This window comes from Rossellomorea sp. LJF3, from assembly GCF_037046045.1.
Classification (GTDB): Bacteria; Bacillota; Bacilli; order Bacillales; family Bacillaceae_B; genus Rossellomorea.
Map to the genome: position 1 here is coordinate 13,370 of NZ_JBANLY010000031.1, position 14,259 is coordinate 27,628.

The window sequence follows — 14,259 nt, forward strand, 5'->3', positions numbered from 1 at the left end:
TAAAGGAGAGAAATACATGACGAACTATGCAGATGATAGTTTAGCGTTGCATACAGATTTGTATCAGATAAATATGACGAAGGCGTATTGGGATGATGATTTCCATAATCGAAAGGCTGTTTTTGAAGTGTTCTTTCGAAAGCTGCCTTTTGGCAATGGATATGCGGTATTTGCCGGGCTCGAACGGATCATTGAATATGTGAAAAAGTTTCATTTCTCGGAAAGTGACATCGAATACTTACGGGAGTTGGGATATGAAGAGGCGTTTCTGGAATACCTGGCGGAGCTTCGTTTCACCGGGACGATCCGGTCCATGCAGGAAGGGGAGGTTGCGTTCGGGAATGTCCCCCTTGTCCGGGTGGAGGCGCCTCTTGCTCAGGCTCAGTTATTGGAGACGGCGATCTTGAATATTGTGAACTACCAAACGTTGATTGCAACGAAGGCAAACCGGATCAAGCAGGTGGTACAGGATGAGGTTGTGATGGAGTTCGGGACGAGACGTGCCCATGAGCTGGATGCAGCCATTTGGGGAACGCGGGCTGCATATATCGGGGGCTTTGATGCGACAAGTAATGTCCGGGCCGGGAAGTTATTCGGCATGCCGGTTTCCGGAACCCACGCCCATGCCATGGTCCAGGCTTACCGTGATGAGTATCAGGCCTTTCATAAGTATGCAGAGAGCCACAGGGATTGTGTATTCCTCGTGGATACGTATGATACCTTGAAATCCGGTGTCCCGACGGCGATTAAAGTAGCGAAGGAGCTTGGCGACAAGATCAACTTCAAGGGGATCCGCCTTGATAGCGGAGACATGGCGTATCAATCAAAGATTGCCCGTAAGATGCTGGATGATGCCGGCTTTACGGATACGAAGATCATTGCCTCCAATGATCTGGACGAGTATACGATTTTGAACTTGAAGGCTCAAGGGGCGCAGATTGATGTATGGGGAGTCGGGACGAAGCTGATCACGGCATACGATCAACCAGCTTTAGGTGCCGTGTACAAGCTCGTGTCCATTGAAGGTGAATCAGGTGAAATGGAAGACACAATCAAAATTTCGAGCAATGCCGAAAAAGTTTCAACTCCTGGGATGAAAAGGGTTTACCGTATCGTCAATACGGTTAATCATAAATCAGAGGGCGAATATATTGCCTTGGATCATGAACACCCTGAAAGTCAGGAACGGTTGAAGATGTTCCATCCCGTTCATACGTATATCAGTAAGTTCGTCACGAATTTCGAAGCGAGGGAGCTTCATGTGGATGTTTTCAAGGACGGAGAGCTCGTGTATGATACGCCTCCATTAGAAGATATGAGAAGCTTCGTGAATGAAAATCTTGAATTGTTATGGGATGAGTATAAACGTTCCATGAACCCGGAAGAGTACCCTGTGGATCTAAGTGAAGAGTGTTGGAATAATAAGATGGATCTGATTCATCGTGTAAAAGCCGAAGTGAAAGAAAAACATAGCGGAAATTGGTGAGTTTGCCTATGTTTGGGCAAGATAAAAAGATATAATATGGTGTGATAAAACCTAACATGGAGTGTGAAAACATGGATTCTCTTCAAAAACAAATCGTAGAAGAAATGATGGTCTCCCCGGAAATCAATCCGCAGGAAGAAATCCGTCGCAGCATCGACTTTATGAAGGCTTACTTGAAGAAGCATTCATTTATGAAAAGTCTGGTCCTTGGCATTTCAGGAGGTCAGGATTCTACTTTATTAGGTAAACTTGCACAGATGGCCATTGATGAAATGAATCAGGAAACCGGTTCATCTGATTATGCTTTCTATGCCGTCAGACTTCCTTACGGGGAACAGGGCGATGCCCAGGATGCCATTGATGCCGTGGAATTCATCAACCCGAGCGTGTCGATGACGGTCAATGTCCAGCCCGCTGTCGATGCAAGCGTCGAAACGTTGAAGAAGAACGGCATCGAGCTTTCCGACTTTGTCAAAGGGAACGAAAAGGCACGTGAACGGATGAAAGTGCAATTTGCCATTGCCGCCATGAAAAATGGCGTGGTGCTCGGTACGGATCACTCTGCTGAAGCAGTCACCGGCTTCTACACCAAATACGGTGATGGAGCGGCAGATCTCGTTCCCCTTTTCCGCCTGAACAAGCGTCAAGGGAGAGCGCTTTTGATCGAGCTCGGCTGTCCCGAACACTTATACAATAAGAAACCGACAGCGGACCTGGAGGAAGATCGTCCGCAGCTGTCGGATGAAGAAGCCCTTGGCGTCACGTACGATCAGCTGGACGATTACCTGGAAGGGAAAGAAGTACCCCCTGAAGCCAAGAAAACCATTGAAGGTCATTACCTGAAAACACAGCACAAACGTCATCTGCCGGTCACGGTGTTTGATGATTTTTGGAAATAATCAAGTGGAAAAGCCGATTCTCGTATAATGGAGAATCGGCTTTTTAAATTTGAATGGAAGCAAGATGCTTCTACAAAAATTGGAAAAATCCATCACCTAAAAGTCCCTCATATCCTACCAATGCCCCAAAAATTATCTACTAATTTCCCAATTTATAGAGGATTTTCGACTTTTTAAACGAAAGTAGTAATAGGTAAAGATGAGTTTGAATCATTCAGGAGGGGTACGATGTCACATGAAATGGTGAATCCGAAGTTGCAAAGTATCATTGATAATATAGAGAAAGTCATGATCGGGAAGAGGAAGGTAGCGGAACTGAGCATCGTTTCCCTGCTTGCCGGGGGACATGTTCTGCTTGAAGACGTTCCGGGTGTAGGGAAGACGATGATGGTTCGCGCATTGGCGAAATCCGTTGGGGCGAGCTTTAAACGAATTCAATTCACCCCGGACTTACTGCCTTCTGATGTGATTGGGGTATCGATTTATAACCCGAAAGAGATGGAATTTAATTTCAGACCTGGGCCGATTATGGGGAACATCATTCTTGCGGATGAAATCAACCGTACATCACCAAAGACACAGTCCGCTTTACTTGAAGGGATGGAAGAAAGCAGCGTGACGATTGACGGGATGACACGAAAGCTCGATAAGCCTTTCTTCGTTATGGCGACCCAGAATCCGATTGAATACGAGGGAACCTATCCGCTTCCTGAAGCTCAGCTTGACCGATTCCTTCTGAAAATGAAAATGGGTTATCCGGAACCAGAGGAGGAGATGGAGGTTCTTCACCGCGCCCAGCGGACTCCGCCGATCGATGAATTGGAGCCTGTTATGACCCTTGAGGAATTGAGGTATATCCAAGGGGATGTCAAGGAAGTATTGGTGGACGACACCATTAAGAAATACATTGTGGAGATTGCAAACCGTACGAGGATCCATGCGAATGTGTACCTGGGTGCGAGCCCACGTGGATCGATTGCCCTGATGAAGGCTTGTCAGGCTTATGCCTTTTTAAGGGGCAGGGATTATGTAGTTCCCGATGATGTTCAATTCCTGGCGCCTTTCGTATTTTCTCACCGGATCATTATGAAGTCGGAAGCGAGATACGAAGGGATTACACCTGAAGAAGTGGTGGAGAGAGTCATGGCGCGAATACCGGTCCCGGTACAAAGGCTTGTGAGATAGATGAAGACGAAACTTCAATTTCTTAAACCGCTTGGGAAGTTTCTGCTCCTTCTTATTCTGATGGGAGTGACTTTTTCGTATGCGATGTTTCAAGGTGGGTTTGTAAGCTGGTTTTTGTTCTACAGTTTTTTGCCTTTTTCCCTTTATTCGGTTTTTGTGTTCTTATATCCGTTATCAGAGTTTTATGTGGAGCGGAGTTTTGAATCTGCTGAGTATAAGGCCGGGGACGAATTGAAGGTGACGATCACCCTGACCCGGAAGCTGCCATTTCCCCTGTTTTATTTGGTGTTGGAAGATGTGGTGACTGATTCTGTCTTTCATCAGTCCGGTCTTCAAAAGGCGAAAGCGATGATTCATCCCGGATTCAGAAGACGGATTAAGCTGACGTATTACATTGATGAGCTTCCCCGTGGAGAACATATCTTTTCTAAAGTCAGGTTCAAAACAGGTGATTTCTTCGGTGTTTTTGAAAAGGAGGCCACGGTGGATTGCGTGGACAGGCTCCTCGTTTACCCGTCGATCGTCGATGTCCCTTATCGACCGTTGGAGAATCGATATGACCAGGGGATGACGACTTCGAGCGTGAAAATCCAAAAGGATACGACGATGGCAACGGGTATCCGTGAGTATCAACCGGGTGACCGCTTCTCATGGATTCATTGGAAGACCTTTGCGAGGACCAATGAGCTGATGACGAAGGAGTTTGAGGAACGTCAGTCTCATGACGTCCTCATTGTCCTCGACAGGGAGTCCTCACAAGCGTTTGAAGCGATGGTGACCTTTACGGCATCGATAGTCAGGTCCATCGTCAAAAAAGGGGCTCAGGTCGGCCTGGTATCAATTGGTGGAGATCATGTTTCATTTCCCATCCGGGGTGGAGATGAGCACTTGAGTCAGCTGAATTATCACTTGGCGAAAGTGAGGCAGGACAGCCCGTTTGCTCTGGGGAAAGTCCTACAGGGAGCGGGATTGAACTATTCTCAATCAGCAGCGGTGCTATTCGTGACCTCATCCGTGTCGAAAAAAATGATAATGAGCGTGAATGAATATGCGAAGCGGAACAGCTCTGTCGTCATCTTTCTGGTGAAGAGGGCAGGAGATGCGTACACGGCAGAAGAGAAATCGTTGAAAGCCTATGCCTCCTCGCGCGGCATTCGATTGCAGGTATGCTTTGAAGGTGATTTCTCCTCGGCATTTCTGGAGGTGAAACGGGCATGAGGCATGAAACAGCAAACGCCTATTTCAAGATCGTGACGTATTTCTTTGGATTCCTACTTTTATGGGAGTGGTTAAAACCACTTAAAGTTGTGACGGATACAGCGAGTCTGACCTATTTTATTGTCTTTATCGCCTTGGCACTCGCCCTGTCTTATTTCCGGATTCATTATGCTATCACGGCATTTGTAAAGATCCTATTTATTCTGTACAGTCTGCATGGATTGTACTACAAGGGCTCTTTTTTCTCTCCCAAGTGGTTCAAGGAGTTCAGTCATGATTTATGGGAGAATCTCGGTCTGACCCTCGGGCGCGAATGGCCAAGTTTGTCTTTTGAGTATAGAAGCTTATTGTTCTTTGTGCTTCTTTGGCTGATGACGTACTTGATCCATTACTGGTTATCTGTCCGGAAAACGATTTTTCTGTTTTATGTGATGACGGTCACTTATGTGTGTTTGATTGATACTTTCACGGTATATGAAGGAGATCATTCGATTATACGCGTCGTCATTTTCGGCTTTCTTCTCATGGGATTACTGGCCCTTGAAAGGCTGGTGCAAAGGGAGAAGCTCCTTGGCTCCAAGATGAGCCGCCATCGCTGGATCGTTCCACTGACGGTGATGCTTACGATCAGCTCGGTGGTTGCTTTTGCAGCACCTAAAGCCGACCCGATCTGGCCGGATCCTGTCCCGTATCTTCAATCCTTTTCTGAGGGTGCCGGTGGAAGTGGTGTCAATAAGATTGGCTACGATACGGACGATACTAAGCTCGGTGGTCCCTTTGTCGGTGATCCAACGGTCATTTTCAATGCAGAGGTGACGAGGGAGCATTACTGGAAAATTGAATCGAAGGATTTATATACGGGGAAAGGATGGGAGCAGTCCATTTCTGACGATCAAAAGGACCCACTCACGTTTGATTCGGGGAAAAAGGTTCCAATCCCTTCACCGGAATCGGATGAAGAGCGGGACCTGGAAAGTGAGAAGGTCATGGTCGAGCGTACATATTCCCATGTCGCTTATCCTTATGGGGTAGAAACGATCAATGGGAATAAAAATGGGTATTTCAGCTTCAATCCCATAGATGAAAAAGTGACGAGTTATAAAGAAGCCGATGAAACGGTTAAGCTTGAAGAGTATGAGCTGTCCTACCGCTCCCCATCCTATTCCCAGAAAAAGATGAAGGCGGCCAATGAAGAGCAGGAGATCATGCAGGTGCCTGAGTTTGTCGATCGCTACACCCAGCTGCCCGATACGACTCCTCAGCGCGTCAAGGAACTGGCGGTTGAAATCACATCGGAAGAGGATAATTGGTATGACAAAGTAAGGGCGATCGAGCAATATTTTTCAAAGGAAGCGTATGTATACGATCAGTTCGATGTAGCGGTTCCAGAAGAAGAACAGGATTACGTGGATCAGTTCCTGTTTGAAACGAAGCGCGGATACTGTGATAATTTCTCTACTTCCATGGTCGTCCTGGTCCGTTCACTCGGGATTCCGGCAAGATGGACTAAAGGCTATACAGAAGGGGAATACAGCAGGCAGGTGGATTCGACATATAAACTATATGAAGTATCGAACAACAATGCCCATTCATGGGTAGAGGTCTTCTTCCCGGAAGTGGGCTGGGTTCCGTTTGAGCCTACTGTCGGTTTCAGCAACAATGTTTCTTATCAGTATGACCTTGATATACCTGATTCTGATGAAAATGAAGTCCCTATTCCGGAGAAAAAGGAAGCACCGAAACAACCCCTGCAGCCTGAAGAAGATACCCCATCTTCCGGTGATGGATTTTCTTTATCGAAGCTTTGGGATGACATCACATCATTCATTGTGGACAATTGGGGCAAAATCGTGATGGGAACCATTCTCCTGATCATCATTGGGATAGCATTATTCCTTGTGAGAAGACGCTGGATGCCGTATGTCCTGATTTTTTACTACCGCAGGAAGTCATCGGATGACGTATTCTCGGAAGCTTATCTGTCCCTCATGAAACAATTGGAAAGATACGGATTGAAAATGGATGACGGTCAGACCTTACGGGGGTATTCGAGATACATCGATCAGTTCTTCGGTACCCGTGAAATGACCAGTTTGACCAATAATTATGAACGTATATTATACGGTCAGAACCCAACATCAGAAGATTGGACAAAGATGAGGGAATTGTGGGAAAATTTAATTAAAAGGACAACCGGTTGACCCGATTGATAACAAAGTATAAAATGATGTCAAATTCAAATAGCGTTCGTTAGCATCCTTCGTATATCCTCGATAATACGGTTCGAAAGTATCTACCCGGTCACCTTAAATGACTGGACTATGAAGGCAGTGTTCTTAGTTGACATCCGTGTATGCAAAAAACTAGAATTCTGCCTTTTTTTAAGGCGAAGTCTAGTTTTTTTTATATTTTTTTTGGAATGCTAACAACAATAGATGGTAGTAGGTAAATAAATTGAAGAGGTGAACTGAATGCTTGGTAAAGAAGAATTGCACAATCAGGAAATGATCGTCGTTTTGGACTTTGGAAGTCAATATAATCAATTAATCACGCGAAGAATCCGTGAGTTTGGTGTTTACAGTGAGCTCCATCCGCATACAGTTACCCTTGAGGAAATCCAGGAAATAAATCCGACGGGGATCATCTTCTCCGGCGGTCCCAACAGTGTGTACGGTGAAGATTCATTCCGTTGCGATGAGCGCATCTTTGATCTTGATATTCCGATTCTTGGGATCTGCTATGGCATGCAGCTTATGACGATGCACTTTGGCGGGAAAGTGGAACGCGCGAAGCACCGTGAATACGGGAAGGCAGCCATCAATATTGAGAAGCAGTCTAAAATATTCTCGAATCTTCCCGAAGAGCAAGTCGTATGGATGAGTCACGGGGATCTTGTAGTCGAAGCTCCTGCAGGATTCGATGTGAACGCAACGAATCCATCTTGCCCGATCGCTTCTATGAGTAACGAGGAAAAAGGGTTATATGCAGTACAATTCCACCCTGAAGTACGACACTCAGAACACGGAAATGAAATGCTGAAGAATTTCGTATTTGAAGTGTGTGGGTGCACAGGCGACTGGTCCATGGAGAACTTCATCGAAATGGAAATGGACAAGATCCGCCAAACCGTGGGGGACAAAAAGGTCCTTTGTGCATTAAGCGGCGGGGTCGATTCTTCTGTAGTAGCCGTATTGATCCATAAAGCAATCGGTGATCAACTGACATGTATCTTCGTCGATCACGGACTTCTTCGTAAAGGCGAGGCTGACAGTGTAATGAAGACATTCGCTGACGGCTTTAATATGAACGTGATTAAAGTGGATGCCCAGGATCGTTTCTTGAATAAATTAAAAGGTGTATCCGACCCTGAGCAAAAACGTAAAATCATCGGGAATGAATTCATTTACGTGTTCGACGATGAAGCGACGAAGCTTAAAGGCATCGAATACCTTGCACAAGGTACGTTATATACAGACATCATTGAAAGTGGTACGGCGACTGCGCAAACCATCAAGTCCCACCACAACGTCGGCGGGCTTCCTGAAGATATGCAGTTCACACTGATCGAGCCTCTGAACACATTATTCAAGGATGAAGTGCGTGCATTAGGTTCTGAACTAGGCATTCCGGATGAAATCGTATGGCGTCAGCCATTCCCGGGACCGGGTCTTGGTATCCGTGTGCTGGGTGAAATTTCTGAACAAAAGCTTGAAATCGTCCGTGAGTCTGATTATATCCTTCGTGATGAAATCAAAAAGGCCGGACTGGACCGTGACATCTGGCAATATTTCACCGTTCTTCCTGACATCCGAAGTGTCGGTGTCATGGGTGACGCCAGAACCTATGACTACACAATCGGTATCCGTGCCGTGACGTCCATCGATGGAATGACGTCCGATTGGGCACGTATCCCATGGGATATTCTTGAGAAAATTTCCACACGCATCGTGAACGAAGTCGATCATATCAACCGCGTGGTATATGATGTGACGAGTAAGCCACCTGCAACGATTGAGTGGGAGTAATATAATAGAGAGTTGTAAAGCTGACAGGTTTCTTCCGTTTCGACAAAGACGGAGAATACCTGTCGTTTTTTGTATTAAACGAACATTATAATGAAAAATATATAACAATGTTCGTATTTTGTATTGACGGGCTCATTTCCGGTTGGTACAATAGTACTGTAATCATAACAAAACATTATAAAAGTATTACGTCGTATAATTTCGGGAATAAGGCCCGAGCGTTTCTACCAAGCTACCGTAAATGGCTTGACTACGAGGTGATGGATGATAGGACCGTTTTTTAGCGGCTATCAATCTGGATCTTAACAGTCAAAGCCTTGAACTCTGGTAGTTCGAGGTTTTTTTATTTTCTACGGCGACTCTATAGGAGGAGTACAAGAATGAGAAATTTCTTTCAGTTTGACCAGTTAGGAACGAATTATAAAAGGGAGATCATCGGGGGATTGACTACCTTCCTATCGATGGCCTATATCTTGATCGTTAACCCGCTCACGTTGACCCTTCAATCTGTTCCGGATCTTCCGGACAGCATGAGAATGGATTACGGTGCAGTGTTCGTAGCGACAGCATTGGCTGCGGCCATCGGGTCGTTGATCATGGGGTTGATCGCGAAATATCCGATTGCTCTCGCACCGGGAATGGGCTTGAATGCCTTCTTTGCTTACACGGTCGTATTGACGATGGGTGTACCTTGGCAATCTGCTTTAACGGGAGTTTTGATCTCCGGATTGATATTCATTGCCTTGACGTTATCGGGCCTCCGGGAAAAAATCATTAACTCGATTCCGGCCGAATTGAAATACGCCGTCGGAGCGGGAATTGGACTGTTCATTACCTTCATCGGCTTTCAAAATGCAGGAATCATCGTAAACAACGATGCAGTATTAGTGGGACTTGGAGACTTAACGAAGGGAACCACGCTACTTGCCATTTTCGGTATCATCATTACGGTGATCCTGATGACAAGGGGCGTTAAGGGCGGTATTTTCATCGGGATGGTCGTAACGGCCGTCGTGGGAATGGTCGCTGGCCTTATTGATACACCGGAAAGAGTAGTGGACGCGGCGCCAAGTCTTGCTCCGACATTCGGGGCAGCGCTGGAACCTTTATTCAATGATGCAGGCAGTATCTTCACGATCCAGATGCTTGTGGTCATCCTGACGTTCTTATTCGTCGATTTCTTTGATACGGCCGGTACCTTAGTAGCGGTAGCCAATCAGGCAGGCTTGATGAAAGAGAACAAATTACCCCGTGCAGGAAAAGCGTTATTCGCAGATTCTTGTGCGACGGTAGTCGGCGCTATTTTAGGAACATCCACCACAACGTCTTATATTGAATCATCTGCAGGGGTTGCGGCAGGAGCAAGGACAGGATTTGCATCCGTTGTAACTGCCATCCTTTTCCTCCTTTCGATTTTCTTCTTCCCGTTACTTGCCGTCATCACATCGGCCGTGACGGCGCCGGCACTCATCATTGTCGGGGTACTGATGGTTTCGTCATTAGGTGAAATCGACTGGAAGAAATTCGAGGTAGCTGTACCGGCATTCCTGACGATTGTCGCCATGCCACTTACGTACAGTATCGCAACGGGTATCGCCATCGGATTTATTTTCTATCCGATAACGATGATCATGAAAGGTCGGGCGAAAGAAATCCATCCAATCATGTATTTTCTGTTTGTGATCTTTGTATTGTACTTTATCTTCCTAGTATAAGAATAGACAAGCATCATCAGAAGCTGATCTCTCGCAGATCAGCTTCTTTTTGGTTTTTATCGGAGAAAGTGTAGAAAATAAATAAAGGGAATAGCTACAAAGGTAGAGAAAGTAGTACTAAGGTAAGAAGTATCAATTGAAAAAAGGGTCAGTTTTCGTTAAAATCATGGAATCGGGTAATGTCGAAAATGGTCGAATATATAGGGAGAATTGAGTATGTCTACTTTAAATGTAAAAAAAGTCCTAAATAATAACGTATTGATTGCTGTTCACGAGAGCTACGGAGAAGTTGTGCTGATCGGGAAGGGGATAGGGTTCAATCAGAAAAAGGGTGATCCCATCCAAAATGATATTGCGGAAAAGATGTTTGTCCTAAAAGGAGAAAAGGAACAGGAGCAGTACAAAAACCTTCTTCCTTTTTTAAATGAAGATATGTCAAACGTCATCATCTCTGCCATCGAATTGATCAGGAAAAGAACCAATTCATTCCTTAACGAGCATATCCACATCGCCCTTACAGACCATATTCTATTTGCCATTAACCGATTGATGAGAGGGATGGAGATACGGAATCCGTTTCTGGTGGAAACGAGAACGCTGTACCCTTTTGAATATGAAATAGCGAAAGAAGTCGTAGGCATGATCAATGATATGACCGATGTGCATCTTCCTGAAGGGGAAGTGGGGTTCATTGCCCTTCATATTCACAGCGCCATGATGAACAAGGATCTTTCCGAAGTGAACCAGCATTCTCAGTTGATCAGTCGTCTGATAGGGATGATCGAACAACAGCTGGACGTTGAAATCAACAAAGAAAGCGTCGATTATATGAGGCTCATACGTCATATCCGGTATACGATTGAACGGGTTTTGCGGGAAGAACGAGTAGAAGAACCAGAAAAAATAGCAAAACTGTTGAAAGAAGAATATCCGGTCTGCTATAATCTATCTTGGAAGCTGATTAAGATGATGCAGCAAACATTGCAAAAGCCCGTGTATGATGCTGAGGCAGTATACCTCACGATGCATCTTCAACGGATTCAAAATAAAGTGAATTAATGTACTTATCTTTCTTACGTGTTACTGATTCGATCAGGCATGAGTGAAGAAGATAATTGAAACGTGTATTTTGGGGTAGTCTATCCATATACGTTCATTATCCTCTTTTCTCATGCCTTTTTTGTTTGGCGCAATCATCTAATTAGTCGAAAAAGAAAAATAAAGGGAGGAAACTCACATGTTTAAAAAGGCTTTTGGTGTACTACAAAAAGTCGGTAAAGCATTAATGCTTCCAGTTGCGATCTTACCAGCAGCAGGACTTTTACTAGCGTTTGGTAATGCCCTTCAAAATCCAACGCTTCTAGACATTGCCCCATTCCTTAATAACGGCGGCGTTGAAACCGTTGCCAGCGTAATGGAACAAGCGGGTGGAATTATCTTCGGAAACTTGGCACTGCTCTTCGCGGTCGGTGTTGCCATTGGTCTCGCCGGTGGAGAAGGGGTGGCCGGTTTAGCGGCTATCGTAGGTTTCCTCATCATGAACGTAACGATGGGTACGGTAGAAGGATTAGGTATTCCAGATGTTACGGGTGATAACGTAGATCCGGCATTTGCAATGGTTCTCGGAATCCCAACCTTACAAACAGGTGTATTCGGCGGTATCATCGTCGGGATCCTGGCGGCGTCAATGTACAATCGTTTTTATCAAATCGAACTTCCTTCATACTTAGGATTCTTCGCAGGTAAACGATTTGTTCCAATTGCAACAGCGGCATCTTCCGTTGTACTAGGATTATTAATGTTATTGATTTGGCCACCGATTCAAGATGGTCTTAACACATTCTCAAACTTTATGCTTGGTGAAAACAGAGCATTTGCAGCATTTGTATTCGGTGTAATCGAACGTTCACTTATTCCATTTGGATTACACCACATTTTCTATGCTCCATTCTGGTTCGAATTCGGTTCTTACACATCTGCAGCGGGAGACGTTGTACGTGGGGACCAGGCAATCTTTATGAAACAAATTCAAGATGGTGTACAAGACCTTACTGCCGGTACATTCATGACAGGTAAATTCCCATTCATGATGTTCGGACTTCCAGCTGCGGCATTAGCGATCTACCATGAAGCGAAGCCGGAACGTAAAGCTGTTGTAGGTGGAATCATGGCGTCTGCTGCCTTGACTTCATTCTTGACAGGTATCACAGAGCCAATCGAATTCTCATTCTTATTCGTGGCGCCAGTACTATTTGGAATTCACACAATCTTCGCCGGTCTTTCATTCCTTACAATGCATCTATTAGATGTTAAAATCGGTATGACATTCTCGGGTGGATTAATTGACTACGTACTATTCGGACTGATCAATCCGCAAACGAATGCCTGGATCGTCATCCCGGTAGGTATCGTGTTTGCGTTCATCTACTACTTCGGATTCCGTTTCGCTATCCGCAAGTTCAATCTAATGACTCCTGGTCGTGAAGATGTAGATGAAGATGACGACACTCCTGCAAGTTCAGCGGGCGATCTACCATACAACATCCTTGAAGCGATGGGTGGACAAGAAAACATCGCTCACTTAGATGCATGTATCACTCGTCTGCGTGTATCCGTCAACGACGTGAAACAAGTAGATAAAAACCGTCTGAAAAAACTGGGTGCTTCAGGTGTACTTGAAGTCGGAGATAACATCCAAGCGATCTTCGGACCAAAATCAGACACGATCAAGTCACAAATGCAAGACATCATCCGTGGGAAAGCTCCACGCAGAGTAGAAACAAATGCAAACGAAGAAGTAGAGCAACAAATCGAAGAGGTGAATCCGGAAGCTCTTCAAACAGAACGTAACAACGAAAAGTTCGTAGCACCGATCACAGGTGAAATTAAAGACATCACGGAAGTCCCTGACCAAGTGTTCTCTGGGAAAATGATGGGTGACGGTTTTGCGATCGTACCAACAGAGGGGACAATTGTTTCTCCTATCACAGGTAAAGTCGTAAACGTCTTCCCGACAAAGCATGCCATCGGACTTGAGTCCAAAGCTGGCCGTGAAGTCCTGATCCACGTGGGAATCGATACAGTGAAACTGGAAGGGAAAGGATTCGAAGCGCTAGTAAAAGAGGGAGACCAGGTAGAAGCAGGTCAACCATTACTGGAAGTGGATCTTGACTACATCAAAGCAAACGCACCTTCCATCATGACACCGATTGTCTTTACAAACCTAAAAGAAGGTCAACAAGTAACAATCGAGAAGTCTGGTAAAGTGAACCGTAACGACGAAAACGTAATTAAGATCGACTAATATTCATATAATAAACCGGCTCACCTGCCATCCTGGAAGGTGAGCCGGTTTTGTTTTTGTTTATATATAGAAGATAGTGGGTGGTATTAATAGAAGAATCGCAAACTCATAGAAGGAGGATATGAAAGTTTTTAAATTAAATCTATTAAATCTATTGACGAATATCTAATAGCTTGATATACTTTAAAAACCGTCGCAAGAGAGCAGCGGGTTACACAAACAACATTCAGCGAGATCATAAAACATCTCAAAAAAAGTTGTTGACAAACACACTGTATTCTTGATATGATGGTCAAGTCGCTTCGGAAGAAGCGCTACATTGAACCTTGAAAACTGAACAAAACAAGACAATACGTCAACGTTAATTCTAGATTTATTTTTAAAGAGCTATTCAAACTTTTATCGGAGAGTTTGATCCTGGCTCAGG

General features: G+C 45.0%; 9 protein-coding genes and 2 riboswitches. All 9 genes read left to right on the top strand.

The genetic code is table 11. From position 1 onward, the window contains the following. The first annotated feature begins 16 nt into the window (after positions 1-16). The 9 genes from V8G47_RS19400 to ptsG all read left to right on the top strand — a co-directional run bounded on the left by V8G47_RS19400 (position 17) and on the right by ptsG (position 13,832). Positions 17-1,486 (top strand): nicotinate phosphoribosyltransferase, encoded by a 1,470-nt coding sequence (locus V8G47_RS19400; RefSeq protein ID WP_336201499.1) that lies wholly within the window; start codon positions 17-19, stop codon positions 1,484-1,486. 71 nt (positions 1,487-1,557) lie between these two features. Further along, positions 1,558-2,385 carry an ammonia-dependent NAD(+) synthetase gene (gene nadE, locus V8G47_RS19405; RefSeq protein ID WP_336201500.1) on the top strand — a complete coding sequence of 276 codons (828 nt, stop codon included), beginning with the start codon at positions 1,558-1,560 and terminating at the stop codon, positions 2,383-2,385. 228 nt (positions 2,386-2,613) lie between these two features. Then, positions 2,614-3,570, top strand: a complete 957-nt coding sequence (locus V8G47_RS19410) for an AAA family ATPase (protein WP_159361065.1) — start codon at positions 2,614-2,616, stop codon at positions 3,568-3,570. After that, positions 3,571-4,788, top strand: coding sequence for a DUF58 domain-containing protein (locus V8G47_RS19415; RefSeq protein WP_159361066.1), 1,218 nt, complete (start codon positions 3,571-3,573; stop codon positions 4,786-4,788). Beyond that, a complete protein-coding gene (locus V8G47_RS19420; RefSeq protein ID WP_336201501.1) occupies positions 4,785-6,989 on the top strand; it encodes a transglutaminase TgpA family protein in 2,205 nt (734 codons plus the stop codon). Before V8G47_RS19415 ends, V8G47_RS19420 begins: the two co-directional genes overlap by 4 nt. Before the next feature lie 39 nt (positions 6,990-7,028). Beyond that, a riboswitch (purine riboswitch) is annotated at positions 7,029-7,130 on the top strand. A gap of 129 nt (positions 7,131-7,259) precedes the next feature. After that, positions 7,260-8,813, top strand: coding sequence for a glutamine-hydrolyzing GMP synthase (gene guaA, locus V8G47_RS19425; RefSeq protein ID WP_159361068.1), 1,554 nt, complete (start codon positions 7,260-7,262; stop codon positions 8,811-8,813). A gap of 171 nt (positions 8,814-8,984) precedes the next feature. Next, a riboswitch (purine riboswitch) is annotated at positions 8,985-9,086 on the top strand. A gap of 107 nt (positions 9,087-9,193) precedes the next feature. Further along, complete coding sequence (locus V8G47_RS19430; protein ID WP_336201502.1) at positions 9,194-10,528, top strand: NCS2 family permease; 1,335 nt, start codon at positions 9,194-9,196, stop codon at positions 10,526-10,528. A gap of 216 nt (positions 10,529-10,744) precedes the next feature. Then, positions 10,745-11,587 carry a glucose PTS transporter transcription antiterminator GlcT gene (gene glcT, locus V8G47_RS19435; protein WP_159361070.1) on the top strand — a complete coding sequence of 281 codons (843 nt, stop codon included), beginning with the start codon at positions 10,745-10,747 and terminating at the stop codon, positions 11,585-11,587. Between the two features lie 178 nt (positions 11,588-11,765). After that, positions 11,766-13,832, top strand: a complete 2,067-nt coding sequence (ptsG, locus tag V8G47_RS19440) for a glucose-specific PTS transporter subunit IIBC (RefSeq protein WP_159361071.1) — start codon at positions 11,766-11,768, stop codon at positions 13,830-13,832. Positions 13,833-14,259 lie beyond the last annotated feature (427 nt).

Excerpts from the sequence above, each read along its gene's own strand:
- V8G47_RS19415 (WP_159361066.1), top strand. The coding sequence starts at position 3,571 with ATGAAGACGAAACTTCAATTTCTTAAACCGCTTGGGAAGTTTCTGCTC.
- guaA (WP_159361068.1), top strand. The coding sequence starts at position 7,260 with ATGCTTGGTAAAGAAGAATTGCACAATCAGGAAATGATCGTCGTTTTG.
- V8G47_RS19400 (WP_336201499.1), top strand. The coding sequence starts at position 17 with ATGACGAACTATGCAGATGATAGTTTAGCGTTGCATACAGATTTGTAT.
- ptsG (WP_159361071.1), top strand. The coding sequence starts at position 11,766 with ATGTTTAAAAAGGCTTTTGGTGTACTACAAAAAGTCGGTAAAGCATTA.
- V8G47_RS19420 (WP_336201501.1), top strand. The coding sequence starts at position 4,785 with ATGAGGCATGAAACAGCAAACGCCTATTTCAAGATCGTGACGTATTTC.
- glcT (WP_159361070.1), top strand. The coding sequence starts at position 10,745 with ATGTCTACTTTAAATGTAAAAAAAGTCCTAAATAATAACGTATTGATT.
- V8G47_RS19410 (WP_159361065.1), top strand. The coding sequence starts at position 2,614 with ATGTCACATGAAATGGTGAATCCGAAGTTGCAAAGTATCATTGATAAT.
- V8G47_RS19430 (WP_336201502.1), top strand. The coding sequence starts at position 9,194 with ATGAGAAATTTCTTTCAGTTTGACCAGTTAGGAACGAATTATAAAAGG.
- nadE (WP_336201500.1), top strand. The coding sequence starts at position 1,558 with ATGGATTCTCTTCAAAAACAAATCGTAGAAGAAATGATGGTCTCCCCG.